Here is a 26,282-nt window from a genome sequence, read left to right as displayed (position 1 = left end):
TCCGGTTCAGACGGATAAAAGGCCAAGTGCTGCGTCCGAGGCGGTGCCGTCATATTTGTCGCGTGGGGGCCATGGCCGCGACCGCCAGTCCGGTTCGAAGGCGAAACTCGACACCGTGCGCCCGTCGACCAGCGCGCCGTTTCCGGCGCCGAGCGCGTAATCGTAATAAAGCTTCACGATCTCTTCCTCGCTCACCTGATCGGTGGCGGGATGGGCGATGCAGGCCGCGCGCCAGACGCGCACCCGGTCATAGGCGGGATCGTCGGGCAGCGCGAAATCCTCGTAATAGTCGAGGAACCAGAACCGTTTGAAGAGCGGGGTGTAAACCGCCTCGGCCAGTCCGAACCCATCAAACAGCCATGTGCCTTTGGGGTTGTGTTCGACAAGGAAATCATCGAGGCCGCGATAAAGGCCCAGCAACCTGTCCAGATGCGCCTCGCGCTGTGATCGGTCCTGATTCATCACGTAGAGATATCCCGCGGTGACAAACGCGCCCTCCTTGGCGATCAGCATGGATTCGATCGCATGTTCCGCCGGGTCGATGCGCCGCAAGGGCGCGCCCGGCAGAACCTCGTCGAGATAGCGCAGAATGACGAGGCTTTCCTTGATGATCCTGCCGTCCGGCGTTTCCAGAACGGGCAGGGCCGTGGTACCGCGGGTCTTGGCCAGCAGCTCGGGGTCGCGGGGCCGGGTGATGTCGACAACGCGGAATTCGACCGCATCGCTCAGAGAGCGCAGCGCCAGAAGGATCTCGATCCGTTGGGAAAAGGGACAAACCGGAATGTGGTGGATGATGAACTTGCCAGACAAGGTTTTTGCTCCTGGGTCGTGTTGTCGAAATCGGATCAATCAAATCTTCTGATATCAAGCATGCACAGCGCTCAGTGAGGTGCAAGCTTGGAGGCAGTTCAGCGTATGGGGACCGCAAAGCTGAGCCCGGCCCAGAGAGATTGCCAGACCGCACGCTCTGCTTCGGGCGCGGGGCGCAGGACGACCGCGTCCAAGAGATAGTCGTGACCGGGGGCGACGGGGACAGAGGCGATGCCCACGGTATCGGTTCGGGCAAGGTGGACACTGACGGTGCCATCCGGGGCACGGTCGAAGATCTCTACCTGTGCATCCGGTCGTGGCTTGCCCTGATAAAGCAGCCGGACCCGCATGCCGCCCGACAGATCGTCGGTATAGGGGTTGGTGAGCGCGATGAATTCGGTCTCCATCCCGGTTTCGCCATCGCCGCCCGCCGCCGCGCCGACGCCCACCAGCGCCTTGACGTGGCGGGTATAGGTTTCGAAGAAATCCTGCCGGGGCAGCCCGCGCGCGATGTGCCAGGCCTCGATATCGGGGATGTCCTTGTGGGCGGCGAAATCCGCGAATTTCTGCCATTCCTTGTATTTCACGGTGCTGGGGCTGGTCTCGTGCACCAGCACCCAGAGGCCGGGCGTGTCGGCCACCAGCCGGATCGCCGGAATATCGCCCATTCGCCCAGTGTAGGGTCTGATCTCGTCGCCGACCCGGATCTCGGATCGGGGCGCGCGGTCGGGAAAGAACACCTGCGAGGCGCCTTCGAACCGCTCGCCCACGCGCAGATCGGCCACCAGCTCGGCACCGGTTTCCACTTGATATTCATTGGGTTCGATCCAAAACTCATGGGAAAGCCCGGGCGCGGCAGAGAACATGAGGCAGAGGAGCGGGACAAGGATGCGGAACATGGGTCTGGCCTTTCTGGCGGTGCTGTTCAGGCTGGCGCTTGTGGCGCTGCTGTCAAGCCCGCTGACAGGGGTGGCCGGCGCCCATGAGGTCACGCCCACCGTCGCCGACCTGAGGGTCGAGAACGAAACCGTCATCCTTGATCTGCGTCTGAATGTCGAAGCTTTCCTGGCCGGGATCGACCTGGACGGGCTGGGCGATACTGACGAGTCCGACGGGTCGGACAGTTATGACCGGCTGCGCGCCCTGGGCGCGGCCGAGCTGGAGCCGAAGGTGCGCGATTTCGCCGTCGCCTGGAAGGAACAGCTGAACCTCAGCGCCGGGGGCGTGGCGCTGGAACTGTCCTACGAGGGCGTGCGCATCCCGGTTGTCGGCAATCCCGACCTGCCGCGCGCCTCGCACCTTTTGCTCACCGCGTATCTGCCCCCCGGCGCGGCCAGCCTGACACTCGGCTGCCCGCGCGGCGCCGGTGCGCTGGTATTGCGTCAGCAGGGGGTCGACGATCCCTATACGGGCTACCTTCAGGGCGGCGAGAGCAGCCCGCCGATCCCGCTTGCGGGCGGTGCGGCGTTGGGGCCGCTTGAGACCTTTCAGGCCTATATTCCAGTGGGCTTCACCCATATCCTGCCCAAGGGTCTGGATCATATCCTGTTCGTGCTGGGCCTGTTCTTCCTGTCGCCCCGGCTGCGGCCGCTGTTCTGGCAGATCAGCGCCTTTACCCTGGCCCATACGCTGACGCTGGCACTGGGTGCGACGGGGACCGTCCGGGTCGATCCGGCGATTGTCGAGCCGCTTATCGCGGCCTCGATCACCTTTGTCGCGCTGGAAAACATCCTGGTGCGCCGCCTGCATGCCTGGCGCCCGGTGCTGGTCTTTGGGTTCGGCCTGCTGCACGGGCTGGGCTTTGCCGGGGTGCTCGAGGAATTCGGCCTGCCCGCCGGGCAGTTCCTGCCGGCGCTCCTGGGCTTCAACATCGGGGTCGAGCTGGGCCAGCTGGCGGTGATCGCCGCCGCGTTCCTGAGTGTCGGTCTGTGGTTTCGCAACCGGCGCTGGTACCGGGGCCGTATCGCGATCCCGGCCTCGATGCTGATCGCGATGATCGGCGCCTATTGGGTGGTCGAACGCACGTTGCTGACCTGACCGCCCGGTCAGGTCATCGCCGAAATCAGCCCTTTGAGTGCGGCCAGCGGATCCTCGGCCGACCAGATCTCGTCGCCGACGCCGAAGAAATCGGTGATCGGGGCAAAGCTGCGAACCAGATCGGCGGTCAGGGCGCCCTCGGCCACCACCGGCACCTCGATCACCGCCGACCACCATTCGAACAGGTCGCGTTCGGCCACGCTGCCATCGTCCAGCCCATGCGCGCCGATCGGGCCGAAAGCCACGTAATCGGCGCCGGCCTCGCCCGCGCTCATCCCGTCGTGGCGCGAGGTGCCACAGAAACTGCCGACGATGGCATCGGCGCCCAGCTCCTTGCGGGCTGCGCGCACCGAGCGGGCCGCATCCGACAGATGCACCCCGTCAAGGCCCAGCCGCTGGGCCAGCAGCACGTGATCGGCGATCACCAGCGCCACGTCACGGGCATGGGCCACCTCGCGGCAGGCGTCCGCGGCGCGCGACAGCAGATCCTCGTCCCGGCTGGCCAGGGCCAGGCGGATGCAGGCGATCTCGGCCCCGTCGAGCACGCGGGCGAGCTGATCGGGAAACAGGTCGAGGTCGATGCTGGGCGGGGTGATCAGGTAAAGCTGCGGCTGCTCGGGGGTTTCCATGGCGGGACCTCTGGTCTGGATTTGCTGCGGTTTAGCCGATCGGGCGGCGAATGGGAATATGGTGAAGGCGCTTCTGGCCGAGGGTTGCTTTCCGGGGCGCTGCCCAAGATTTTGGTTCGGGGGCTCCGCCCAAGATTTTGGTTCGGGGGCTCCGCCCCCGGGGCGAACAAAATTCGTCGAATTTTGTTCTGTCCCCCGGAGTACTTGTAGCGGAATGAAGACGCGTGGCGGGCTTGTCCATCTGGCCTGCGAACGCTAGAGCGGGCACAGCATTCGGAGGTGAGACATGCCCAGCGACAAGGCGCAGCCCGCAATCGTGCTTGTGCGGCCGCAGATGGGAGAGAATATCGGCGCGGCGGCGCGGGCGATGTGGAATTTCGGCCTGGACCGGATGCGCATCGTGGCGCCGCGCGATGGCTGGCCCAACAGCCGGGCGGTGGCGATGTCCTCGGGCGCGGGGCGGCTGCTGGACGAGGCGCAGCTTTATGACGATCTGCCGGGCGCCCTGGGCGATTGCACCTATGTCTTTGCCACCACCGCGCGCCCGCGCGAGATGACCAAGCCGGTCTACAGCCCGGAACGCGCCATGCAGCTGGCCGCCGAGAAACTGGCGGCGGGCGAGAAGGTGGCGGTGCTGTTCGGGCCGGAACGGGCCGGGCTGGAAAACGACGATATCGCGCGCGCCAATGCAATCATCACCGTGCCGGTGAACCCCGATTACGCCTCGTTGAACCTTGGCCAATGCGTGTTGCTGGTGGCCTATGAGTGGATGCGCCAGACCGGGGACGTGGTGCATCTGTCCGACGCGCCCGGCCCCAAGGGCGAATGGGCCACCGGGCTGGAGATCGAGAAACTGGCCGAGCATTACGAGCAGCGGCTGGACGAGGCAGGGTTCTTCTTTCCGCCCGAAAAGGCCGAGGGCATGCAGCAGAACCTGCGCAACCTGTGGAGCCGGATGCGGCTGACCCGGGCGGATGTGCAGATGCTGCACGGGATCATGCGGCAGATGGTCCGCTGGAAAGAGCGCGGCTGAGCCGGACGCTGGACCTTGGCGTGCCCGAGGCCTAGCTTGCAGTCAAAGCGACAGGAATGAGGATGGCATGAGCAGCAAGCGCAGCATCTTTGAGGAGGTCTCGGACGGGGCTCGGGCGGCGGCGGCGCAGCCCGGTATGATCGACCGGGGACGGGGCGGCGCGCGCGGCGCGATCCGGGCCTGGCTGGCGGTGCTCTTTGCACTGGTGGTGGCGATGATCGTGGTGGGCGGGCTGACCCGGCTGACCGACAGCGGTCTCTCGATCACCGAATGGCGCCCGGTCACGGGCGCGATTCCGCCGCTGAGCGAGGCCGACTGGCAGGCCGAATTCGACAAATACAAGCAGATCGACCAGTGGCGCTTGCAGAACCAGTGGATGGAACTGGCGGATTTCAAGTCGATCTACTGGTGGGAATGGGGCCACCGCCAGCTGGGCCGGGTGATCGGTCTGGTCTGGGCGCTGGGGTTCTTCGGCTTCCTGCTGGCGCGCAAGATCCCCGCTGGCTGGACCGGGCGGCTGATCCTGCCCGGCGTGCTGGGCGGGGTGCAGGGCGCGGTTGGCGCTTGGATGGTCGCCTCGGGCATCACCCAGGGCGAGGGCATGACCTCGGTCGCCTCCTACCGGCTGGCCACCCATCTGGGCCTGGCCTTTGTCATCCTTGGGCTGCTGGCCTGGTCCATCCTGCAACTGGGGCGCAGCGAGCGCGACCTGATGCAGGCCCGCCGCACCAAGGAGGCGCGGTTGTTCGGGCTGGCCACGGGCTGGCTGCATCTTGCATTTCTGCAAATCCTGATAGGGGCGCTGGTGGCGGGCCTCGATGCCGGGCGCAACTATGTCGACTGGCCGCTCATGGCGGGGCAGGTGATCCCGCCCGACCCGCTGGAGTTGAGCCCGCTCTGGCGCAACTTCTTTGAAAATCCCGGTCTGGTGCAGTTCATCCACCGTATCGTCGGCTATCTCCTGCTGGCCTATGGGGTGATGGTCTGGCTGCGGGGGCGGCGCAGCGCCCATGCGCAAACCCGGTTTGCCTTCAACGCCGGTTTTGCGGCGTTGAGCCTGCAGGTGGTGCTGGGCATCGTCACCGTGCTTTATGCCGCGCCCTGGCAGATCGCCATTCTGCACCAGCTGCTGGCGGTCGGGGTGTTCGTGCTGATCCTGCGGGCGCGGTTCCTGTGCGCCTATCCAATTGCAACCTCCATCCGGGGATAAGACATCATGAGCGCATTCGAACAGTTGATGGCGCATGCCCGCGAGACGGCGGCGCTGGACCAGATCGCCGGGCGGCTGGGCTGGGATCAGGAAACAATGATGCCGCGCGGGGCGGCGCCGCAACGGGCCGAGGAAAGCGCCGCCATCGCCGGTGTGCTGCATGCTCGTCGCACCGATCCGCAGGTGGGCGACTGGCTGGCGGCGGCCGAGGCGCCGGACGAGGCGGGTGCCGCGCAGCTGCGAGAGATCCGGCGCAGCTTTGAGCGGACAGCGCGCGTGCCCGCCGATCTGGCCCGGGCACTGGCGCGTACCACGGCGCGGGCGCAGGGCGTCTGGGCCGAGGCGCGCGCCGACGAGGATGTGGCGGCGTTTCTGCCCGACCTGAAAGAGGTGGTGGCGCTGCGCCGCGAAGAGGGGCAGGCGCTGGCCCAGGGCGGCGATCTCTATGACGCGCTGCTGGAGGAATACGAACCCGCCACCAGTGCGGCCCAGATCGCCGAAACCTTTGACACCATGCGCCCGCGCCTAGTGGCGCTGCGCTCGGCGGTGCTGGATCGCCCTGTTCCGCAACGGCTGGAGGGGCAGTTCGACGAGTCAGCGCAGATGAAGCTTAGCCGGCATCTGGCGCGCAGCTTTGGCTATGACATGGCGCATGGCCGGGTCGACAAGGCGGTGCATCCGTTCAGTTCCGGTTCCGGTCTTGATGTGCGGATCACCACGCGGACCAATCCCGACGATCCGTTCAACTGTTTCTACTCGACCATCCACGAGGTCGGCCACGCGGCCTATGAGCAGAATATCGACCGGGCCTATCTGCTGACCCCGCTGGGGCGCGGCGTGTCGATGGGGGTCCATGAAAGCCAGAGCCGGATTTACGAGAACCAGCTGGGCCGCAGCCGTGCCTTTACCGGCTGGCTGTTCGGCCAGATGCGCGCTGCATTCGGCGATTTCGGGATCGCGGATGAGGATGCGTTCTATGCCACCGTCAACACAGTGCACCGCGGCTATATCCGCACCGAAGCGGACGAGGTGCAGTATAACCTGCATATCATGCTGCGCTTCGATCTGGAGCGGGCACTGATGGCGGGTGATCTGGCGGTGGACGATCTGGAAGCCGCCTGGAATGACCGCTTTGCCGCCGATTTCGGCTATCAGGTGGACAAGCCTTCGAACGGGTGCCTGCAGGATGTGCATTGGTCGGTGGGGCTGTTCGGCTATTTCCCGACCTATGCGTTGGGCAATGTCTATGCCGGCTGCCTCTATCAGGCGCTGCGTCAGGCGGTGCCGGGGCTGGAAGCGGATCTGGCCCAGGGTGACACGGCGGCGGCGACCGGATGGCTCGCAGATCAGGTGCAGCGCCATGGCGGGCTTTATGCCCCGCGCGAAGTGATCGCACGGGCCAGCGGTATCGAGCCGGGGCCCGAACCGCTGCTTGATTATCTCGAGGCCAAGTTCGGGGCGTTGTACGATCTCTGAGCCCGTGTTCGGGCGGCGCCGTTTTCCGTTGCGGAAAACGGCCCGGAAAACGGGTGTTTTCCGAGCCGGAAATCTACGATTTCCGGTCTGCGTTCAAAGCAGGGCCATGCGCTCGGCCCGTTCTGGGTCGGGGAAGGGGCGGTAAAGGCCGAAATCCGAGTGGGCAATCAGCGCGCTGACCGCGCCATACAGGCGCTCGACCTCTTCGTCATGCTCGCCCAGCACCCGAAAGGCGCGGTCCAGCTGGGTCATGTCGTCGAATTCGATCTCAAGCAGGAAATCGCGGCAGCTGTCGGCGGCCAGGTTCAGCTTTCGCCGCAACAGCCGCCAGTCGCGCACCACGCCGCGCGCCTTGAGATACTGCATCCAGTGGTCAAGTGCCGCGGCAAAGGCCAGCGCCTTGGCCTCGTGTTTCAGGTCGATTGCGCAGTGGTAAAGGTTCATGGGTCAACATCCCGCTGATGGATGCGCCCAGAATGCGCGGCAAAGCTTGCCGGGCGGTTAAGACCGCCGTAGGGCGCGGATATCTCCGCGCCCCGTCGCGCAATTATTCCTCTTCGCCTTCTTCATCGCCCTGTTCGGCGATGCGGGCAACGCTGACGACCTCTTCGCCTTTCGAGGTGTTGAACACTCGCACGCCACCGGCGCTGCGCGAGCGGAACGAGATACCCTCGACCGGCACCCGAATCGACTGCCCGCCCGAAGTGGCCAGCATGATCTGGTCATCCATCAGCACCGGGAACGAGGCTGCAAGCGTGCCGCCACGCGGACCCGCCGAGATCGCCTTGACCCCCTGGCCACCGCGCCCGCGCACCGGATAGTCATGCGACGACGACAGCTTGCCCAGACCGGTGACCGTGATGGTCAGGATCAGATCCTGCGCATCCTGCATCTCCTGATAACGCTCGTCGGTGAGAACGCCCTCGCCCTCGACCGCATCCTCGTCAGTCTCCGCGGCGTCGTCTTCCATTTCGGCGCCCAGAATGGTCCGGAACCGCTTGATGAACTCGGCACGTTCCCATGGCTCGGCCTCGAAATGGCGGATCACCGACATCGACACGACCCGGTCGCCGTTTTGCAGGCGAATGCCGCGCACCCCGGTGGAATCGCGCCCCTTGAAGACGCGCACATCGGTGGTGGGGAAGCGGATCGCGCGGCCGGAATTGGTGATCAGCATCACGTCATCCTCTTCCGAGCAGATGCGCGCATTCACCAGTTCCACATCCTCGGGCAGTTTCATCGCGATCTTGCCGTTGCGCTTCACATTGGTGAAATCGCTCAGCGCGTTGCGACGCACATCGCCGGCGCTGGTGGCAAAGACGATCTGAAGGGCGTCCCATTCCTCGTCCGGCACATCGACCGGCATGATTGCGGCGATGGAAACCCCGGTGGGGATGGGCAGGATGTTGACGATGGCCTTGCCCTTGCCGGTGCGCCCCGATTGCGGCAGGCGCCAGGTCTTGAGCTTGTAGACCATGCCATCGGTGGTGAAGAACAGAAGCTGCGTATGCGTATTGGCCACGAAGAGGGTGGTGACCACATCCTCTTCCTTGGTCTGCATGCCGCTCAGACCCTTGCCGCCGCGCTTCTGGGCGCGGAAATCGGCCAGCGGGGTCCGCTTGATATAGCCGCCCGAGGTCACGGTCACCACCATGTCCTCGCGCTCGATCAGGTCCTCGTCCTCCATGTCGCCGGACCAGTCGACGATCTCGGTGCGGCGGGGCACGGCGAATTGCTCGCGCACTTCGCGCAGCTCGTCCGCGATGATGCCCATGATCCGCTCGCGCGAGCCGAGAATTTCGAGGTATTCCTTGATCTTGCCGGCCAGAACCTCAAGCTCGTCGGTGACCTCCTTGACGCCCAGCTGGGTCAGGCGCTGCAGGCGCAGGTCCAGGATGGCCCGGGCCTGTACCTCGGTCAGGTTATAGGTGCCGTCCTCGTTCATCTTGGACAGCGGATCGTCGATCAGCCGCAGGTAAGCGGCGATATCGGCGGCGGGCCAGCGCCGCGTCATCAGCTTTTCGCGCGCATCCGCCGCATCGGCGGACGAACGGATGGTGGCGACCACCTCGTCGACATTGGACACCGCCACCGCCAGGCCGCACAGGACATGGCTGCGTTCGCGGGCCTTGCGCAGGTCATGCGCGGTCCGGCGGGCGACCACCTCTTCGCGGAAGTCGATGAAACAGGTGAGGAAACGGCGCAGGGTCAGCTGCTCGGGGCGGCCGCCGTTGAGCGCCAGCATGTTGCAGCCGAACGAGGTCTGCATCGGCGAAAAGCGATACAGCTGGTTCAGCACCACCTCGGGGGTGGCGTCGCGTTTCAGCTCGACCACCACGCGCACGCCGTTGCGGTCGCTTTCGTCCTGCACATGGGCCACGCCCTCGATGCGTTTCTCGCGCACCGCCTCGGCGATCTTCTCGATCATCGTCGCCTTGTTCACCTGATAGGGGATCTCGTCGACGATGATGGCGTAACGGTCCTTGCGCAGTTCCTCGACCCGGGTCTTGGCGCGGATGATGACGCTGCCGCGCCCTTCCAGATAGGCCTTGCGCGCGCCCGAGCGGCCCAGCATCACACCGCCGGTGGGGAAATCGGGGCCGGGCACATAGTCGATCAGCTGTTCGCTGGTCAGGTCCGGATCGTCGATCAGCGCCAGGGTGGCATCCACCACCTCGCCCAGGTTGTGGGGCGGGATGTTGGTGGCCATGCCGACGGCGATACCGCCGGCACCATTGACCAGCATGTTGGGGAAGCGCGCCGGCAGCACCGTGGGTTCGCGGTCCTTGCCGTCGTAGTTGTCCTGGAAGTCGACGGTTTCCTTGTCGATATCGCTCAGCAGAAAGGCGGCGGGCTTGTCCATCCGCACTTCGGTATAGCGCATGGCGGCGGGGTTATCGCCGTCCATCGAGCCGAAATTGCCCTGACCGTCCAGGAGCGGCAGCGACATCGAGAAATCCTGCGCCATCCGCACCAGCGCGTCATAGATCGCGCTGTCGCCATGGGGGTGGTACTTACCCATGACATCACCCACCGGGCGCGCCGATTTGCGATAGGGCTTGTCATGGCCGTTGCCGGTTTCGTGCATGGCATAGAGGATGCGCCGATGCACCGGTTTCAGCCCGTCGCGCAGATCGGGGATGGCACGGCTGACGATGACCGACATCGCATAATCGAGATAGGAGGTCCGCATCTCGGATTCGATGGAAACGGTCGGCCCCACATAGGCGCTGCGCGCGATGGGGATTTCGTCTTCGTTTTCAGGGGTTTCTGGCGTATCGCTCACTTAGGCTGCCCGTTCTGTGTGCAGGTTCTATATATTGTGGGCGCATCTTAACAGACCCCGTACATAAGGTGCAAGCAAGCAGGTCCCTTTGTGCGGGCTGTGTCGCCCCGAACACGGTCATCTTTCGGTAACACTCTGTTTTTGTGAGTGATTAACCTTTTTCATGTTAGGATGAAGAGACCGATCCTGTAACCGGAGGTCAAGATGGAGCGGAGTGAAACCGAACTGATGCTCAAGGGCTATGGCCTGACCACGGCCGAGCTTTTCTATCACATGCCCGATCATATCCATGTTCTGAACAGTTTCGTGTGGCAGGAGTACGACCTGGCGCCGGACCATCCCAGGCTATTCGGCTTCATCGAATTCTGGCAGCGCGAAATCGACGGGCCGCTGCATTCGGTGCGTTTCACCCACCGCAAGATGATCTCGCCGGGGGAATGGCGCAATGTGGTGGGAGAGTTCCGGCTGCATTGAGCCGGGCCGCTCCTCCGCCCTGGCGGGCGTCTTCGCGGCGAGGAGGGCCCGCAGGGACCGAGGAGCCCGGCCTCAGGCCGAGCAGCTGGCCCCGCCCAGCACACAGAACTTGGCGCAATGGGGGTGGTTCAGCTGCACGGGGCGTTCCGCCTCGGCCAGCGTTTGGCCCAGTTCGAATTCGGGCGCATAGGGCAACAGGGTGCAGGCCAGCACCACGGGATGCGCCGCGCCCTTGCGCTTCACCACCATGCGCGAACTGGCGCACATGACCGTTTCGGGGGATTTGCCCAGGATGTCCCAGCAGGCGGTGGTGATCTCGGGCACTTCGACCCGTTCGTCCATCTCGGGGAACAGCACGGTCTGGCCGGGATCAAAGGCGTCGATCGCAAACCCGTATTCGGCATATAGCGCCGCATAGCCCGCGCGCGCCTCAGCCTCGCTTTCGCCCCAGACGGTGCGCCCGGCCACGGTCATCCGCGCGCCGCAATCGCGCAGCCACACCATCCCAGCCAGCGTGCGCGCAAAGCTGCCGGCGCCGCGCTCGGCGTCATGACAGGCGGCGCTGTGGTGATCGACCGAGACGCGCAGGGTGAGCCTGTCGCCGAAGTCGCGCACCAGCGCCGCCACCCCCAGCCGCATCGTCTTGCGCATCATCGGGCGCATGGCATTGGTCAGGATCAGCACCTCGAACCCGCGCTCCAGCGCCGTCCGCGACATGGCGATAATCTGCGGGTTCATGAAGGGTTCACCGCCGGTGAACCCGATCTCGTGCACCGGCCAGCCGCGCGCCGCGATCTGGTCCAGATAGGCGCTCACCTCATCGGCGCTCAGATAGACCAGCGCATCGTTCTTCGGGCTCGACAGGATATAGCAATTGGCGCATTCGATATTGCACAGCGTGCCGGTATTGAACCACAGCGTCTCGGGACGGCTGAGCGGGACGCTGGCGCGGGCCTGGCCGTCGGCTGTCACGAAACTGTCCTGAAATTTGCCGATATTGGCGGTATGTTGCGCGTGATCCTTCATCAATCCTGCCTGTGCCTGCTTATCCGCTTGATCTATCCGCAAGCGGGCGGGAAAAGAAAGCGGGATCAGGTGGTTTGACAGGGATGTGATGCCACGAGAGGTCAAAAATGTTTGCGCTAACAGTGGACAGAACCCGAGCGAGACGTTAAGGAACGGCCATGGTATCGCGCATCATCCCGGTAGAGCCTTTCGATCTGGTCGTCTTTGGCGGCACCGGCGATCTTGCGCGCAGCAAGATTCTGCCGGCGCTGTTCCGGCGCTCGGTCGCGGGGCAGGTGCCCGAGGGCGGTCGTATCATCGGCGTCGCGCGTCAGGACATGGGGGTCGAGGCCTATCACGCCCTGATCGCCCAAAGCCTGCGCGAGCTGTTGCCCGATCTGGCGCAAGTGCCCGGCGCGCTTGACCGCTTTCTGAAACAGCTCGATTACGTGGCGCTGGATGCGACCCAACCCGAGGGATGGGAGCAGCTGGCCAGCATGTTGGGGCAGGGGGTGCGTGCCTTTTATTTCTCGGTCGGCCCCGGTCTGTTCGGTGCCCTGGCCGAACGGCTGCGCCAGCACGGGCTGGTCAGCGACGATACGCGGATCGTGGTCGAAAAACCCTTTGGTCACGATCTGGCCAGCGCCCGGGCGCTGAACGCCACGCTGGCCGCGCAATTTCATGAGCGTCAGATCTATCGGATCGACCATTACCTGGGCAAGGAAACGGTACAGAACCTGATGGCCGTGCGGTTCGGCAACATGCTGTTCGAACCGCTCTGGAACAGCCAGTATGTCGATCATATCCAGATCACCGTGGCCGAGGCGGTCGGGGTCGGCGGGCGGGCCGATTATTACGACCGCGCCGGCGCCATGCGCGACATGATGCAGAACCATCTGATGCAGCTTCTGTGCCTGATCGCGATGGAGCCTCCGGCCAAGTTCGACCCCGACGCGGTGCGTGACGAGAAGCTCAAGGTGATCCGGGCGCTGGATGCGGTCAAGCCGCACCATATCGTGCGCGGCCAATACGCGGTGCCGGTGGGCGGCGTCGGGCAGGGCTATCGCGACGAGGTAGGCGATCCGCGCTCGATCACCGAAAGCTATATCGCCCTGCGCGCCCATATCAGCAACTGGCGGTGGGCGGGCACGCCCTTCTACCTGCGGACCGGCAAGCGGCTGGTGGCGCGCTCTTCGGTCATCAACGTGATGTTCAAGGACGCGCCGCATTCGATCTTTGGCGAGGAGGCGGGGCGGCATGCCAATGTGCTGTCGATCCGGCTGCAACCCAACGAGGGCATCACGCTCAAGGTGACGATCAAGGAGCCGGGGCCGGGCGGGATGCGCCTGGTCGATGTGCCCTTGGACATGAGTTTCGCCAAGGCGCTGGGGCCCGAAAACCAGAGCCCGCCCGACGCCTATGAACGTCTGATCATGGATGTGATCCGGGGCAACCAGACCCTGTTCATGCGCGGCGACGAGGTCGAGGCTGCCTGGGCCTGGACTGACCCGATCATCGCCGGCTGGCAGGCGCGGGGCGATGTGCCCAAACCCTATGACTGCGGCAGTACCGGCCCGGGCGACGCCGAACTGCTGATGAGACGTGATGGTCGCCGCTGGCAAGGGATAAACCCATGAACATACAAGACTATCCCGACCGAGACATGCTCGCCATCGACCTCGCCAACCACCTGGCCGGAGAGTTGGAGGCGACGCTTTTCACCCATGACAGCGCCACGCTGGCGGTGGCTGGCGGCACCACGCCCGGGCCTGTCTTCGACGTGCTCTGCGCCGCCGATCTGGATTGGCATCGGGTGATGGTGCTGCCCACCGACGAGCGCTGCGTGCCCCAGGACCATTCACGCGCCAATGCCCGCCTGATCGCCGAACGGTTGCTGGTCAACCGCGCCGCCAGCGCCCGCTATCTGCCGCTCTACCTGCCCGGCGCCGAGCCCGAGGACTGCCTGGCCGAGGTCGAGGCCCTGCTGACCCCGGCGCTGCCCTTGTCCGTGCTGGTGCTGGGCATGGGCGAGGACATGCACACCGCCTCGCTGTTTGCCGGCATGCCGGGGCTTGCGGCGGCGCTGGATGCCGATGCCCCGGCGCTGGCCGTAGCCCGCCCCGAAACCCAGCCCGAAAACCGGATCACCCTGACCGCGCCGGTGTTGAACGGGGCCTTGTCGAAACACCTCATCATCTATGGTGCCGCCAAGCGAAAGGCGCTGGAACGGGCCATGTCGATGCATCCCGAAGAGGCGCCGATCGCGGCGGTTCTGGACGGCATCACGGTGCATTGGGCAGAATAGGTTCCAATCATGTTTCAGGATTTGCACGCGCTTCATACCAGGACCTCCGGGCGCCGCATTCTCGATCTCTTTGCCGCCGATCTCCGGCGGGCGGAGCGGTTCAGTGCCGATCTGGGCGAGATGCGGCTGGATTACTCCAAGACCCAGATCGACGACGCGATCCGCGCCGGTCTGATTGCGCTGTGCGACCGCGCACAGTTGGCAGACAAACGCGAAGCGATGTTTGCGGGCGCGCCGATCAACGAGACCGAGGGCCGCGCCGTGCTGCACACGGCGCTGCGCAATCTGGATGGCGGGCCGGTGCATGTCGACGGGGCCGAGGTGATGGCGGATGTGCGCCTGACGCTCGCGCGGATGCGCCGGTTTGCCGAGGCGCTGCGCAGCGGCGCGTTGCCGGGGGCCGGGGGCGCAATCACCGATGTGGTCAACATCGGCATCGGTGGATCCGATCTTGGGCCGGCGATGGCGGTGCTGGCGCTGGCGCCCTATCACGACGGGCCGCGCTGCCATTTCGTGTCCAATGTGGATGGCGCCCATATCGCCGACACGCTGCGCGGGCTCGATCCGGCGCGTACCTTGGTGATCGTGGCCTCCAAGACGTTTACCACCATCGAGACGATGACCAATGCCCGCACCGCGCGCGACTGGATGCAGCGCGGTGGCGGCGACCCGGAACGGCAGTTCGCCGCGGTTTCGACCGCGACCGACAGGACCGCCGCTTTTGGCATTCCGGGCGATCGGGTCTTTGGCTTCGCCGACTGGGTCGGCGGGCGTTATTCCCTGTGGGGGCCGATCGGGCTGAGCCTGATGATCGCCATCGGCCCTGACGATTTCGATGCCTTCCTGCGCGGCGCTCAGGAGATGGACCGCCATTTCCAGAGCGCACCCTGGGAGAAGAACCTGCCGGTGATGCTGGCGCTGACGGGGATCTGGCACCACCAGATATGTGGCCATCCCAGCCGTGCGGTGCTGCCCTATGACCAGCGGCTTGCGCGCTTGCCAGCCTATCTCCAGCAGCTTGAAATGGAATCGAACGGCAAATCGGTGGCGATGGACGGCACCGCGCTGGATCAGGCTGCCGGTCCCATCGTCTGGGGCGAGCCGGGCACCAATGGTCAGCATGCCTTCTATCAGCTGATCCATCAGGGCAAGCAGGTCGTTCCGTGCGAATTCATGGTGGCCGCGCGGGGGCACGAGCCGGACCTGGCCCATCACCATCGCCTGTTGATCGCCAATTGCCTGGCCCAGTCCGAGGCGCTGATGCGCGGGCGTCCGCTGGACGAGGCCCGCGCCATCGCCGCCGCCAGGGGGGTCGCGGGGGACGAGCTGGAACGTCAGGCCCGCCACCGGGTGTTTGCGGGCAACCGCCCTTCGACCACGCTGATCTATCCGCGGCTGACGCCTGCCATGCTTGGCCGGATCATCGCGCTTTATGAACACCGGGTATTCGTCGAAGGGGTGATCCTGGGCATCAACTCGTTCGATCAATGGGGGGTGGAACTGGGCAAGGAGCTGGCGACCTCGCTCGGGCCCGTCGTGGACGGGACAGAAAGCGCCGCGGCCAAGGATGGCTCGACCGCGGCACTGGTCGATTATGTGCTGGCGCATCGGGACACCGATCTGACGTAGGGTTCCGGCCCCGGCAAACCGAGATAAAGTTATTGTCACATGGTTCTCTGCTTGGCAGGGTCCGGGATTGGGCGGGTCCGCTTTGATGCGGCACCGGAGAGGAAAGATGTGGCCTTGCACCCGGATGCGGGCCGCGCTGCAGGAACAGGGAAGGAACCCAGGAATGCTTGGACAGATGATGTATCAGCCGCTGCTGATCTCGTCGCTGATAGATCACGCCGCGCGCTATCACGGCGAGGCGCAGATCTGGTCGGTCAGCACCGAAGGCGGGGTCGAGGAGACCAACTGGGCGGGGATCGCCGACAATGCCCGCCGCCTGGGCTCGGTCCTGACCGATGCAGGGCTGGCGCCGCAATCGCGTGTTGCCACGCTGGCCTGGAACAACCGGCGGCATCTGGAGATCTATTACGGGGTGTCGGGCGCCGGCTTTGTTCTGCACACGATCAACCCGCGCCTGTTCCCCGAACAGCTGGTCTATATCCTCAACCATGCCGAGGATCGCATCCTGTTCTTCGATGCCACTTTCCTGCCGCTGGTCGAGGGGATTCGCCCGCATCTGACCACCGTTGAACGGCTGGTTCTGATGGGGCCGCGCGACGAGGCGGCGGCAGCGCGCATCGAGGGGCTGGAATTCTACGACGAGTTTGTCGCCACCGGGGATGCGGGTTTTGACTGGCCCGATCTTGACGAGCGCACGGCTTCGAGCCTGTGCTATACCTCGGGGACCACGGGCAATCCCAAGGGCGTACTTTATTCGCACCGTTCCACCGTGCTGCACAGTTTCGGCTCGAACACCCGCGATTGCATCGGTTTTTCGGCGCGCGATGTGGTGATGCCGGTGGTGCCGATGTTCCATGTCAACGCCTGGGGCACGCCCTATGCCTGTGCGATGTCTGGATCGTGCATGGTGCTGCCGGGGCCCGATCTGCATGGCGAGGCGCTGGTTGGTCTGATCGACCGCTATCGGGTCACCATCGCGCTGGGGGTGCCGACCATCTGGCAGGGGCTGTTGGCCACCGCCCGCGCCAAGGGCAGCACGCTGGAAAGCCTGACGCGCACGGTGATCGGCGGCGCGGCCTGTCCGCCCTCGATGATCGCCGAGTTCCGCGACCGCTATGGTGTCGATACCGTCCATGCCTGGGGCATGTCCGAGATGAGCCCGCTGGGCACCACCAACCAGCCGCTGGCCAAGCACGGCGCCCTGCCGATCGAGGCGCAGCACAAGCTGCGCGAGAACCAGGGCCGCCCGCCCTATGGGGTGGAGCTGAAGATCGTCGATGACGATGGCAACACGTTGCCCAATGACGGTCAGACCCAGGGCGACCTTATGGTGCGCGGCCATTGGGTGCTGGACAGCTATTTCCAGTTGCAGGACCAGCCGATCCTGTCGGATGGCTGGTTCGCCACCGGCGATGTGGCGACGCTGGACCGCGACGGCTATATGACGATCCGGGACCGGTCCAAGGATATCATCAAGTCGGGCGGCGAATGGATCAGCTCGGTCGAGCTGGAGAATATCGCGGTTGCGCATCCGAAACTGGCCACCGCCGCGGTGATCGGGGTGCCGCATCCGAAATGGGATGAACGCCCGCTTTTGGTGGCGGTCAAGGCCGAGGGCGAGACGCCTGACGAGGCGGAGTTGCTGGCGTTCTTTGACGGCAAGATCGCGAAATGGCAGGTGCCTGACCGGGTCGTGTTTGTCGAGGCGCTGCCGCTGAATGCCACCGGCAAGGTGCTGAAACGGACCCTTCGCGAACAGTTCAGGGATGTTCTGACCGGGTGAGCCTGGCGGAACCGGAAATCAGGGATTTCCGGGCCGGAAAACACATGTTTTCCGGCCTGTTTTCCGAGACGGAAAACAGCCACGCTCTGAACGGTTGGCGATGGAGCGGAGTGGTCGCGCGGGCTGACAGGCCCGCGCGCGAAAGATCACTCCCAGGAACGTTTCTTTTTCTCTTCCGTTGCTACGGGGGAGGGCGCAACCGGTTCGGGCGGCAGGGCGCAACCTTTTTGCGTCATCTTCGCCGTAATGGCGTCGTAGTTTCCCTTGGCCGCGGAAAGGGCTGTTGCATTGTCCTTGGTCGCGGCCAACCCGATTGCGGCCGGCCAGAATACAACCAGGGCCACACCGGTCAGAACCGCATCGGTTGTCGCGGCCTCTTTCTGTTCACTGGTGAGCTGGTTCACACGCCCGACGATTTCGTTCCGCTCCTGGAGCAGATTTGCGCATGATCTGCCATCATAGGTGCTGGGGCTGACATAACTTGCGGCCACTTGGTTCGGCTGTTGAGCGCAGCCCGCAACAAGACCGGAAATGGCCAGGATAGCCGAAAACTTGATACTCTTCATTTTCTATTCCGTTTTTTATTTTCGTTACACCTTATGGGTGCAAAGATAAATCGAAGGCAAGTTGAATTCGAGAACCGGAATTGGTTAATGGTGGAATTTCAGATGGAAAGTTGGAGCGGGTAGCGGGAATCGAACCCGCACTTCAGGCTTGGGAAGCCGGCGCGCTACCACTACACCATACCCGCGCTCACGTGGACCGAATACGCAAGTGTCAAAGCGGCGTCAAGCGGTTCCCGCGCGCCGGGCCTGGAACAGGTTGATGGTGGCGGGCATGAGAACCTCGCCGCCCTCGACATAAGGTTCCAGCGCCGCGCTGACCGCGTCGCGGATCGCGGCTTCGTCCGCCTCGGACCCGTTGAAATGCGCCAGTACCCGCGCGGCCGGTCCCAATCGGGTGCAGAGCGCCGCGGCCCCCTCCAGCCCGCCGGGTGGGGTCAGGTTCAGGTCGACGGCCTGCGCCTCGATATCGGCCAGACCCGCCTCCGCCATCAGGCCGGTGACCCGGTCGATATCGTGAAACGCCAGCGGCCCGGGCGCGTTGCGGTCGACCTTGGGCATCTGGCCCAGCCGGTCCGTGGCCGCGCGGTGGGGAAGGTAGAACCAGGGGTTTCCGGCCAGCGGCCCCCAGGCGGCAAATGTCATGCGACCGCCGGGCTTCAGCGCCCGGGCGATGTTGGCGAATGCGGCCACGGTGTCGGAAAAGAACATCATGCCGAAACGTGAGAGCACCGCGTCGCGCTCTGCCGGCGCAAAGGGCTCGCTCTGGGCGTCGGCGAGGGCAAAACCAACGTTTCCCATGCCGCTAGCCCGGAGCCCGGCGCGCTCAAGGAAGGGCGCCGAGATATCGACCCCCAACACATGGCCGCCCGGACCCACCGCCTGAGCGGCCGCCAGGGTGACGTCGCCCAGGCCGCAGCCGATATCGAGCACGCGCTGGCCGGGTTTCAGCGCGGCACGTTCCAGCAGAAGATCGACCACCGGCGCGAAAGAGGCGGCGATCTGCTCTTCGAAGGTCAGCCATTTCATGCCCGAGGCGGATTTGCCCCAATACTCGGCCTGGTCGTGGTTCGTCTCTGTCATGATGCCTCCCTTGCGGGGGCATCATGCCCTGCGGCGGCGGCGTCGGCCAGACCCGTCATCACCGCCCCCGGTGTTGAAGGACACGTCGGGCAGGGTCAGGACCTTGGCCAGTTCGGGGAAGGGTTCCACCGAGTTCGGGATCGCCGAGGCATTCACGAAATGCTCCTGGAACCGGCGTTCGACCGCGGTTTCCACCTTTTCGATGGCGCGTACGGTGGCCTCGATCTCGGTTCTGGCGTCGGTGTTGAGCAGTGCGATCCGCGCGCCGGTGCCCGCCGCGTTGCCGGCGCTGGTGACCTTGTCCAGCGGGCAATCGGGGATCATGCCCAGCACCATCGCATGTTTGGCCGAAATATGGGCGCCGAACGCCCCTGCCAGCACCACCCGGTCCACCTTGTCGACGTTGAGCTTGTCCATCAGCAGCCGCGCCCCGGAATAGAGCGCCGCCTTGGCCATCTGGATGGCACGCACATCGGGGTTGGTGACGGTGATCGTCGGGCCGCCATCGGCGGAGCCGTCCCACAGCAGATAGGCATTGGTGCGCCCGTCCTGGATGCAGCGGGGGCTGCCGGTCTGCTCGGCCGATCCGATCAGGCCCGAGGCGTCCAGAATGCCCGCCATGCGCATCTCGGCCACCACCTCGATGATGCCCGAACCGCAGATGCCGGTGATGCCGGTGGTGGCGATCGCCTCGCCGAACCCCTCCTGATCGGACCAGATTTCCGAGCCGATCACGCGGAAGCGGGGTTCCTTGGTGACCGGGTCGATCTCGACCCGCTCGATGGCGCCGGGCGCGGCGCGTTGGCCGCTGGAGATCTGCGCCCCCTCAAAGGCGGGGCCGGTGGGCGAGGAGCAGGCCAGCACCTTGTTCTTGTTGCCCAGCAGGATCTCGGCATTGGTGCCCACATCGACCACCAGCACCAGATCCTCGGATTTATCCGGCGCCTCGGACAGCGCCACGGCGGCGGCATCGGCGCCCACATGGCCCGCGATACAGGGCAGGATATAGACGCGCGCGGCGGGGTGGATGTTCAGCTCCAGCTCCCAGGCCCGCAGCGACAGCGAGTCCGACGTGGCCAGCGCAAACGGCGCCTGACCCAGTTCGAACGGGTCGATCCCCAGGAACAGGTGATGCATGACCGGGTTGCAGACAAACACCGCATCCACGATCAACGCCTTGTCGATCCCGGCCTCGGTGGCGATCTGGGTGAACAGGGCGTTCATCCCCTCGCGCACCGCGCGCGTCATCTCCAGATCGCCGCCCTTGTTCATCATCGAATAGCTGACCCGGCTCATCAGATCCTCGCCAAAGCGGATCTGCGGGTTCATGATGCCCGACGAGGCCACGACCTCGCCGCTGTGCAGGTCGCACAGATGCGCGGCGATGGTGGTCGATCCGAGATCGACCGCCAGCCCATAGACGGTGCCATCGTAATAGCCGGGCCAGATATGCATGATCTTGGGCGGGTGGCTGGCATCGCCCAGATGCACCGCCACGGTCACCTTCCAGCCGCCCTTGCGCAGCGCCGGCTGCAACTGGTGCAGGATGTGCAGGTCGGTCTGCACGCCGGTCAGCTCCCACTGCTCGGCGAGTGCTGCGATCAGCCGTTCCATGTCGCCGGTGGGCTTGTGCATGTCGGGCTCTTCGACCTCGACATAGAACAGCCGGGTCGAGGGGTTCATGGTGATCTTGCGCGCCTCGGCCCGCTTGCGCACCACCTGGCGGTGAACCTGGCTTTCGGGTGGCACGTCGATCACCACATCGCCCTGAACGGTCGCCTGACAGCCCAACCGGCGCCCGTCGATCAGCCCGCGCTTGTCCTTGTAACGCTGCTCGACCGCGTTCCATTCGCTGAGCGCGCCGTCGCGCACGGTGACGCCATGTTTGGGGAATTCACCGTAAGACGGGGTGATCTGGCATTTCGAGCAGATGCCGCGCCCGCCGCAGACCGAATCGAGATCGACCCCCAGCTGCCGCGCAGCGGTCAGGATCGGCGTGCCGACGGGGAAATGCCCCCGTTTGCCCGAGGGGGTGAAAAGGACGAGGGGATCGCTGCTCATGACTTGTTGCCTTCCGGAGTACCGATTGTGCGCGACAATATGAGTTTTTGGCCGGACGGAAAGGCGACGGGCGGCATTTTCCTGTCCGGTGGCGGCATTTGCGACAAAAAGATGTGGCCTGAATGTGGGTTCAGTCGGCCGCGCCCTCGTCGAGCCAGTCCAGAATCGCCGCGCGGTCCGCATCCAGATCCGGGGCCGGGGCACGCGTCGTGGGATCGGGCAGATCGGACATCTTGATCGGGTTGCCGGCGGCGGTATAGGCCGGTGCGCCATCGGGGCCCAGCACGTCGACCACCATGTTGCGGGCGCGGATCTGCGGGTCCTGCAACACCTCGGCCACGTTCTGGATCGGGCCGGTAGGCACGCCCGCGCGGGTCAGTGTCTCGATCCAATGCGCCTTGGGCCGGTCGAGGGTCACCGCCTCGATCAGCCGTTTCAAAAGCCGCGCGTTCTGGCAGCGGGCCGGGTTGGTGGCAAAGCGCGGATCCTCCGCCAGCGGCAGCTCCAATGCGTCGCAGAGCCGGGCGAACAGGCCGTCATTGCCGGCGGCGATGACGAACAGCCCGTCCTCGGCGTGAAAGGTTTCGAACGGGGTGATCGAGGGGTGCCGCGCGCCCGAGGGGCGCGGCGGCTCGCCGGTGACGCTGGTGATGGCGATGGCATGTTCCAACAGCGCCAGCTGACTGTCGAGCATCGCCACATCGACCTTTTGCCCGGTGCCGCCGCGTTCCACCTGCAACAGGGCGGCCATCACCCCCTGCACCAGATACATGCCCGCCACGATATCGCCGATCGAGGCGCCGACGCGCACCGGCTCGCGGTCGCGCTCGCCGGTGATCGACATCACCCCGCCGCGCGCCTGTACCACCATGTCATAAGCGGGGCGCTGCGCCTCGGGGCCGGTATGGCCAAAGCCCGAGACGGCGCCATAGATCAGCTTGGGAAAGCGGGCATGCAGCGCCTCCCAGCCATAGCCCAGACGCTCCATCACGCCGGGGCGGTAGTTTTCCAGCAGGATATCGGCCCGCGCCAGCAGCCTCTCGAAAATGGCCCGGTCCTCGGGCGCCTTGAGGTCCAGCGCGATGCTTTCCTTGCCATGGTTGATGGTGGCGAAATAGGCACTTTTGCCGCCCTTGAACGGGGGGAAGGCGCGGGTGTCATCGCCCTGTCCGGGGCGCTCGACCTTGATCACACGGGCGCCCAGATCGGCCAGAGTCATGCTGGCAAATGGTCCCGCCAGGACATGGGTCAGGTCCAGGACAAGGGTTCCGCTAAGAGGGCCGGGCATGGGCGTTTCCTTTCTCCATTCGCGCAAGGGGCAGGGTACAGGGCAGGGATAGCGGGCCTGCGTGACGCTGCCTTGACACAGATCAGGGTCGGGCGCGTCCGTTTTCTGCGCTCAGGCCCTTTTACCCGGTGGATAACTGTGCCATAGGGTCACCGCCAAACGGGATTATGCATGGGGACCGCAAATGCAGATTCGTGAGGCTCTCACCTTTGACGATGTTCTACTGGTTCCGGCGGCCTCGTCGGTGCTGCCGTCGACCGCCGACACAAGAACCCGCGTGACGCGCGAGATCAAGCTGAACATACCGCTCTTGAGCTCGGCCATGGACACGGTGACCGAGGCGCGCATGGCCATCGCCATGGCCCAGGCCGGCGGCATGGGCGTGATCCACAAGAACCTGAGCGTGGATGAGCAGGCGCGCGAAGTGCGCCGGGTCAAACGGTTCGAAAGCGGCATCGTCTACAACCCCGTCACCCTGCGCCCGGATCAGACCATCGCCGATGCCAAGGCCCTGGTCGAACGCTATAATTTCACCGGTTTTCCGGTCACCGACACGCGCGGCCATATCGTCGGCATCGTCACCAACCGCGACATGCGCTTTGCCACCAGCGATGACATGCCGGTCAGCGCGGTGATGACTACAAACGACCTGGCGATGCTGGCCGAACCCGCCGATCTGGACGAGGCGAAAAGCCTGATGCGTGCGCGCCGGATCGAGAAACTGCTGGTGCATGACGGGCAGGGGCGGCTGACCGGCCTGCTGACGCTGAAGGACACCGAACAGGCGGTGTTGAACCCGACCGCCTGCAAGGACCATCTGGGACGTCTGCGGGTGGCGGCGGCCAGCTCGGTCGGCGACAGCGGTTTTGCCCGCTCCGAGGCGCTGATCGACGCGGGCGTCGACATCGTGGTGGTCGACACCGCGCATGGCCATTCCGCAGGTGTGATCGACGCGGTGCGCCGGATCAAGCAACAGTCCAACATGGTGCAGGTGATCGCGGGCAACGTGGCCACCGCCGAGGCGACCAAGGCGCTGATCGACGCCGGTGCCGATGCGATCAAGGTCGGTATCGGGCCGGGCTCGATCTGTACCACGCGGATGGTGGCCGGTGTCGGCGTGCCGCAGCTGACCGCGATCATGGATTGCGCCCAGGCGGCGGGCGACGTGCCGGTGATCGCCGATGGCGGCATCAAGTTCTCGGGCGATTTCGCCAAGGCGATCGCGGCGGGCGCGTCCTGCGCCATGGTCGGTTCGATGATTGCGGGCACCGATGAAAGCCCGGGAGAAGTCATTCTGTATCAAGGCCGTAGCTTCAAAAGCTATCGTGGCATGGGCAGCCTTGGGGCGATGGCGCGCGGCTCGGCCGACCGCTATTTCCAGAAGGACGCGGCCAGCGACAAGCTGGTGCCCGAAGGGATCGAGGGGCAGGTGCCCTACAAGGGTTCGGCCAGCGCGGTGATCCACCAGCTGGTGGGCGGGCTGCGCGCCGCGATGGGCTATACCGGCTGCGCCACCGTGGGTGAGATGCGCCAGAACTGCCAGTTCGTGAAGATCACCGGCGCGGGGCTCAAGGAAAGCCATGTCCACGACGTGCAGATCACTCGCGAAAGCCCCAACTACCGGGTCGGGTGATGGCTCAGGTGGACAGCTTTCAGAGCGGTCCTTGGCGGGTCGACTGTCTGGTCGATGGCGGCATGACCTTTGGCACGGATGTGTTTGCCAATGTCGCCCCCGCCCGGCAGGCCGAGTTGCTGGGTGCGGCGGGCCTCAGCGCGGCAGTGACCGAGTTCAACGCCTATTTGATGCGCCATGACGATGGCCGCATCTGGCTGGTCGATACCGGTTGCGGCAGCATTTGCGGGCCCGAGGGCGGGCAATTGCCCGCGCGTCTGGCCCAGGTCGGCCTCGCGCCGGGCGATATCAGCCGGGTGATCCTGACCCATCTTCATGCCGATCATTGCGGCGGGCTGCTGGGGCAGGCGGCGGCGCTGTTTGACGATGCCGAGATCCTGCTGCATCCCGACGAGGTCGCGCATTGGCGCGGCACCGAGGCTCCCGGTGCTCAGGTACTCAACACCTGCGCCGACCGTCTGAGCCTGGTGCGCGGGGATGACGATCTGGGCGCCGATGTCCGGGTCTGGGCGCTGCCGGGGCATACGCCAGGCCATTTCGGCCTGAGAATCGGGCAGGATCTGGTGCTCGCCGGTGACATCCTGCATTCCGAGGCGCTGCAATTGCCCGATCCCCGGCATGCCACCCAATTCGACGTGGACCCGGCCCTGGCCCTTGCCAGCCGCCGCGCGGCACTGGACGAGATTGCCGGGCGCAACCTCGTCTGGTCGGGCAGCCACCTGATCGGAGCAAAATTCGCCCGGTTGCGCCGCGCCGGTGACGGGTTTGCGAAACTGGATATCTGAGAGATGACCCCCGCCGCCCGGCTTCAGTCTGCGATCGAGGTGCTGGACGAGATCCTGGCCGGAAAGCCCGCCGAACAGGCGCTGACCGGCTGGGCACGGCGCTCGCGGTTTGCCGGGTCCAAGGATCGTGCGGCGCTGCGCGACCACGTGTTCGACGCGCTGCGCGCCCGTCGCTCCTTTGCGGCGCGCGGCGGGGCCGAGACCGGGCGCGGCCTGATCCTGGGCCTGTGCAGGGCACAGGGGCTGGCGGTCGCGGATCTGTTCACCGGGATCGGCCATGCGCCCGCGCCGCTGACACCCGAGGAGCAGGCGGGCGGGCGCGACCCCGCGCCCGGCGCCGAGGCGGCAGATATTCCCGATTGGCTCTGGCCCCGGTTCGAAGCCAGCCTTGGCGCGCGCGCCGAGGCCGCCGGGCAGGTGATGCAGAGCCGCGCGCCGGTACATCTGCGCGTCAATACCGCCCGCACCGACCGTGCCAGCGCCATCGCCGCATTGGCGGGCGAGGGGATCGTCGCGCAACCGCATCCCGCCTGTGATACCGCGCTAGAGGTGACCGAGGGCGCCCGCGGCATCGCCCGTTCGGCCGCCTATCTGGATGGTTTGGTCGAGTTGCAGGACGCCGCCAGCCAGGCCATCGTGGCCGCCCTGCCGCTGGCGCCGGGCATGCGGGTGCTTGACTATTGCGCCGGCGGCGGGGGCAAGACATTGGCGCTGGCGGCGGTTCCGGGGATCGAGGTGTTTGCCCATGACGCCGCCCCGCAACGCATGCGCGACCTGCCCGCGCGCGCGGCCCGGGCGGGGGCGCAGGTGCGCCTGCTGGACACCGCCGAGGCGGCACGCATGGCGCCTTTCGATCTGGTGCTGGCCGATGCGCCCTGTTCCGGCAGCGGTTCGTGGCGCCGGGCGCCCGCTGGCAAATGGGAGCTGAGCGAAGAGAAATTCGCGGCCCTGCTGGCGGTGCAGCGCGAGATCCTGCACTGCGCCGCGGCGCTGACCGCGCCGGGTGGGGTGCTGGCCTATGCCACCTGTTCGATGCTGAGCGAGGAGAATGACGGTGCAGTGCAGGCGTTTCTGGACACGGGCGGCTGGAAACTGGACGATTGCCACCGCTGGGATGTGCTGTCAGGCACGGACGGTTTCTTCCTTGCACTCTTGACGAGAACACATTCCGAGTTTTAACAACTATAAGGAT

22 protein-coding genes and 1 tRNA gene are annotated in these 26,282 nt (G+C 65.4%); 12 read left to right on the top strand and 11 right to left on the bottom strand.

The genetic code is table 11. From position 1 onward, the window contains the following. Window positions 1–6 precede the first annotated feature (6 nt). Window positions 7–810, bottom strand: a complete 804-nt coding sequence (locus tag SPO_RS10445; RefSeq protein WP_044028269.1) for a glutathione S-transferase family protein — start codon at window positions 808–810, stop codon at window positions 7–9. A gap of 98 nt (window positions 811–908) precedes the next feature. Continuing rightward, a complete protein-coding gene (locus SPO_RS10440) occupies window positions 909–1,709 on the bottom strand; it encodes a DUF4198 domain-containing protein (RefSeq protein ID WP_044028268.1) in 801 nt (266 codons plus the stop codon). Here SPO_RS10440 and SPO_RS10435 point away from each other — a divergent pair. Then, complete coding sequence (locus SPO_RS10435) at window positions 1,699–2,847, top strand: HupE/UreJ family protein (protein ID WP_193385763.1); 1,149 nt, start codon at window positions 1,699–1,701, stop codon at window positions 2,845–2,847. The two genes, SPO_RS10440 and SPO_RS10435, sit on opposite strands and share 11 nt — an antisense overlap. An 8-nt stretch (window positions 2,848–2,855) precedes the next feature. On the opposite strand, the gene SPO_RS10430 is transcribed toward SPO_RS10435, so the two are convergent. Continuing rightward, window positions 2,856–3,476: a thiamine phosphate synthase gene (locus SPO_RS10430; RefSeq protein ID WP_011047782.1), complete on the bottom strand. Its 621-nt coding sequence runs from the start codon at window positions 3,474–3,476 to the stop codon at window positions 2,856–2,858. Window positions 3,477–3,762: 286 nt separating this feature from the next. On the opposite strand from SPO_RS10430, the gene SPO_RS10425 reads away from it, so the two are divergent. The 3 genes from SPO_RS10425 to SPO_RS10415 all read left to right on the top strand — a co-directional run bounded on the left by SPO_RS10425 (window position 3,763) and on the right by SPO_RS10415 (window position 7,195). Further along, entirely contained in the window at window positions 3,763–4,509 is a 747-nt protein-coding gene (locus SPO_RS10425) for an RNA methyltransferase (RefSeq protein WP_011047781.1), read from the top strand. 67 nt (window positions 4,510–4,576) lie between these two features. After that, on the top strand, window positions 4,577–5,719 hold the full coding sequence (ctaA, locus tag SPO_RS10420; RefSeq protein ID WP_030003217.1) for a heme A synthase: 1,143 nt from the start codon (window positions 4,577–4,579) through the stop codon (window positions 5,717–5,719). A 6-nt stretch (window positions 5,720–5,725) separates the two neighbouring features. Next, on the top strand, window positions 5,726–7,195 hold the full coding sequence (locus SPO_RS10415) for a carboxypeptidase M32 (RefSeq protein ID WP_011047779.1): 1,470 nt from the start codon (window positions 5,726–5,728) through the stop codon (window positions 7,193–7,195). A 93-nt stretch (window positions 7,196–7,288) separates the two neighbouring features. Here SPO_RS10415 and SPO_RS10410 read toward each other — a convergent pair whose 3' ends face one another. Both SPO_RS10410 and gyrA read right to left on the bottom strand, forming a co-directional pair. Beyond that, window positions 7,289–7,639: a DUF6614 family protein gene (locus SPO_RS10410; RefSeq protein WP_011047778.1), complete on the bottom strand. Its 351-nt coding sequence runs from the start codon at window positions 7,637–7,639 to the stop codon at window positions 7,289–7,291. A 103-nt stretch (window positions 7,640–7,742) separates the two neighbouring features. After that, window positions 7,743–10,481 carry a DNA gyrase subunit A gene (gene gyrA, locus SPO_RS10405; RefSeq protein WP_030003216.1) on the bottom strand — a complete coding sequence of 913 codons (2,739 nt, stop codon included), beginning with the start codon at window positions 10,479–10,481 and terminating at the stop codon, window positions 7,743–7,745. Between the two features lie 204 nt (window positions 10,482–10,685). Here gyrA and SPO_RS10400 point away from each other — a divergent pair, with 204 nt between their 5' ends. Then, on the top strand, window positions 10,686–10,955 hold the full coding sequence (locus SPO_RS10400; RefSeq protein ID WP_011047776.1) for an usg protein: 270 nt from the start codon (window positions 10,686–10,688) through the stop codon (window positions 10,953–10,955). 72 nt (window positions 10,956–11,027) lie between these two features. On the opposite strand, the gene SPO_RS10395 is transcribed toward SPO_RS10400, so the two are convergent. Beyond that, window positions 11,028–11,981 (bottom strand): radical SAM protein, encoded by a 954-nt coding sequence (locus tag SPO_RS10395; RefSeq protein WP_044028267.1) that lies wholly within the window; start codon window positions 11,979–11,981, stop codon window positions 11,028–11,030. Between the two features lie 158 nt (window positions 11,982–12,139). Between SPO_RS10395 and zwf the strand changes: the two genes are divergently transcribed. The 4 genes from zwf to dmdB all read left to right on the top strand — a co-directional run bounded on the left by zwf (window position 12,140) and on the right by dmdB (window position 17,677). Further along, a complete protein-coding gene (zwf, locus tag SPO_RS10390) occupies window positions 12,140–13,597 on the top strand; it encodes a glucose-6-phosphate dehydrogenase (RefSeq protein WP_011047774.1) in 1,458 nt (485 codons plus the stop codon). Further along, on the top strand, window positions 13,594–14,265 hold the full coding sequence (gene pgl, locus SPO_RS10385) for a 6-phosphogluconolactonase (RefSeq protein ID WP_011047773.1): 672 nt from the start codon (window positions 13,594–13,596) through the stop codon (window positions 14,263–14,265). Before zwf ends, pgl begins: the two co-directional genes overlap by 4 nt. Window positions 14,266–14,274: 9 nt before the next feature. Continuing rightward, a complete protein-coding gene (pgi, locus tag SPO_RS10380; RefSeq protein WP_011047772.1) occupies window positions 14,275–15,894 on the top strand; it encodes a glucose-6-phosphate isomerase in 1,620 nt (539 codons plus the stop codon). A 163-nt stretch (window positions 15,895–16,057) separates the two neighbouring features. Further along, window positions 16,058–17,677, top strand: a complete 1,620-nt coding sequence (gene dmdB / locus SPO_RS10375) for a 3-methylmercaptopropionyl-CoA ligase (protein WP_011047771.1) — start codon at window positions 16,058–16,060, stop codon at window positions 17,675–17,677. Window positions 17,678–17,823: 146 nt separating this feature from the next. Here the strand turns inward: dmdB and SPO_RS10370 are convergent, their stop codons facing one another. The 5 genes from SPO_RS10370 to SPO_RS10350 form a co-directional block, all read right to left on the bottom strand. Further along, window positions 17,824–18,243, bottom strand: coding sequence for a hypothetical protein (locus SPO_RS10370; protein ID WP_011047770.1), 420 nt, complete (start codon window positions 18,241–18,243; stop codon window positions 17,824–17,826). Window positions 18,244–18,354: 111 nt separating this feature from the next. Beyond that, a tRNA-Gly gene (locus tag SPO_RS10365) sits at window positions 18,355–18,428 on the bottom strand. Window positions 18,429–18,465: 37 nt separating this feature from the next. After that, window positions 18,466–19,323: a class I SAM-dependent methyltransferase gene (locus SPO_RS10360; protein ID WP_011047769.1), complete on the bottom strand. Its 858-nt coding sequence runs from the start codon at window positions 19,321–19,323 to the stop codon at window positions 18,466–18,468. A 21-nt stretch (window positions 19,324–19,344) separates the two neighbouring features. After that, window positions 19,345–21,384, bottom strand: coding sequence for an ASKHA domain-containing protein (locus SPO_RS10355; protein ID WP_011047768.1), 2,040 nt, complete (start codon window positions 21,382–21,384; stop codon window positions 19,345–19,347). 130 nt (window positions 21,385–21,514) lie between these two features. Next, a complete protein-coding gene (locus SPO_RS10350; protein ID WP_011047767.1) occupies window positions 21,515–22,672 on the bottom strand; it encodes a CaiB/BaiF CoA transferase family protein in 1,158 nt (385 codons plus the stop codon). A 184-nt stretch (window positions 22,673–22,856) separates the two neighbouring features. On the opposite strand from SPO_RS10350, the gene guaB reads away from it, so the two are divergent. Genes guaB through SPO_RS10335 form a run of 3 tightly spaced genes read left to right on the top strand, consistent with a single transcriptional unit; the run spans window position 22,857 to window position 26,269 of the window. Continuing rightward, window positions 22,857–24,305: an IMP dehydrogenase gene (guaB, locus tag SPO_RS10345; RefSeq protein ID WP_011047766.1), complete on the top strand. Its 1,449-nt coding sequence runs from the start codon at window positions 22,857–22,859 to the stop codon at window positions 24,303–24,305. Continuing rightward, window positions 24,305–25,090, top strand: coding sequence for an MBL fold metallo-hydrolase (locus SPO_RS10340; RefSeq protein WP_011047765.1), 786 nt, complete (start codon window positions 24,305–24,307; stop codon window positions 25,088–25,090). The genes guaB and SPO_RS10340 overlap by 1 nt, the downstream gene beginning before the upstream one ends. A 3-nt stretch (window positions 25,091–25,093) precedes the next feature. After that, window positions 25,094–26,269, top strand: a complete 1,176-nt coding sequence (locus SPO_RS10335; RefSeq protein WP_011047764.1) for an RsmB/NOP family class I SAM-dependent RNA methyltransferase — start codon at window positions 25,094–25,096, stop codon at window positions 26,267–26,269. Window positions 26,270–26,282 lie beyond the last annotated feature (13 nt).

Origin of the sequence: Ruegeria pomeroyi DSS-3 (assembly GCF_000011965.2) — a bacterium.
Classification (GTDB): domain Bacteria; phylum Pseudomonadota; class Alphaproteobacteria; order Rhodobacterales; family Rhodobacteraceae; genus Ruegeria_B; species Ruegeria_B pomeroyi.
The sequence above is the reverse complement of the archived record's forward strand: the minus strand, read 5'-3'. Positions and strand labels throughout refer to the sequence as shown.

What these genes read in the sequence shown, in the direction of transcription:
- ctaA (WP_030003217.1), top strand. Translation starts at nt 4,577, where the DNA reads ATGAGCAGCAAGCGCAGCATCTTTGAGGAGGTCTCGGACGGGGCTCGG.
- SPO_RS10430 (WP_011047782.1), bottom strand. Translation starts at nt 3,476, where the DNA reads ATGGAAACCCCCGAGCAGCCGCAGCTTTACCTGATCACCCCGCCCAGC.
- SPO_RS10350 (WP_011047767.1), bottom strand. Translation starts at nt 22,672, where the DNA reads ATGCCCGGCCCTCTTAGCGGAACCCTTGTCCTGGACCTGACCCATGTC.
- SPO_RS10415 (WP_011047779.1), top strand. Translation starts at nt 5,726, where the DNA reads ATGAGCGCATTCGAACAGTTGATGGCGCATGCCCGCGAGACGGCGGCG.
- pgi (WP_011047772.1), top strand. Translation starts at nt 14,275, where the DNA reads ATGTTTCAGGATTTGCACGCGCTTCATACCAGGACCTCCGGGCGCCGC.
- zwf (WP_011047774.1), top strand. Translation starts at nt 12,140, where the DNA reads ATGGTATCGCGCATCATCCCGGTAGAGCCTTTCGATCTGGTCGTCTTT.
- SPO_RS10440 (WP_044028268.1), bottom strand. Translation starts at nt 1,709, where the DNA reads ATGTTCCGCATCCTTGTCCCGCTCCTCTGCCTCATGTTCTCTGCCGCG.
- SPO_RS10425 (WP_011047781.1), top strand. Translation starts at nt 3,763, where the DNA reads ATGCCCAGCGACAAGGCGCAGCCCGCAATCGTGCTTGTGCGGCCGCAG.
- SPO_RS10360 (WP_011047769.1), bottom strand. Translation starts at nt 19,323, where the DNA reads ATGACAGAGACGAACCACGACCAGGCCGAGTATTGGGGCAAATCCGCC.
- SPO_RS10395 (WP_044028267.1), bottom strand. Translation starts at nt 11,981, where the DNA reads ATGAAGGATCACGCGCAACATACCGCCAATATCGGCAAATTTCAGGAC.
- SPO_RS10340 (WP_011047765.1), top strand. Translation starts at nt 24,305, where the DNA reads ATGGCTCAGGTGGACAGCTTTCAGAGCGGTCCTTGGCGGGTCGACTGT.
- dmdB (WP_011047771.1), top strand. Translation starts at nt 16,058, where the DNA reads ATGCTTGGACAGATGATGTATCAGCCGCTGCTGATCTCGTCGCTGATA.
- SPO_RS10355 (WP_011047768.1), bottom strand. Translation starts at nt 21,384, where the DNA reads ATGAGCAGCGATCCCCTCGTCCTTTTCACCCCCTCGGGCAAACGGGGG.
- SPO_RS10370 (WP_011047770.1), bottom strand. Translation starts at nt 18,243, where the DNA reads ATGAAGAGTATCAAGTTTTCGGCTATCCTGGCCATTTCCGGTCTTGTT.
- SPO_RS10400 (WP_011047776.1), top strand. Translation starts at nt 10,686, where the DNA reads ATGGAGCGGAGTGAAACCGAACTGATGCTCAAGGGCTATGGCCTGACC.
- SPO_RS10410 (WP_011047778.1), bottom strand. Translation starts at nt 7,639, where the DNA reads ATGAACCTTTACCACTGCGCAATCGACCTGAAACACGAGGCCAAGGCG.
- SPO_RS10335 (WP_011047764.1), top strand. Translation starts at nt 25,094, where the DNA reads ATGACCCCCGCCGCCCGGCTTCAGTCTGCGATCGAGGTGCTGGACGAG.
- pgl (WP_011047773.1), top strand. Translation starts at nt 13,594, where the DNA reads ATGAACATACAAGACTATCCCGACCGAGACATGCTCGCCATCGACCTC.
- guaB (WP_011047766.1), top strand. Translation starts at nt 22,857, where the DNA reads ATGCAGATTCGTGAGGCTCTCACCTTTGACGATGTTCTACTGGTTCCG.
- SPO_RS10435 (WP_193385763.1), top strand. Translation starts at nt 1,699, where the DNA reads ATGCGGAACATGGGTCTGGCCTTTCTGGCGGTGCTGTTCAGGCTGGCG.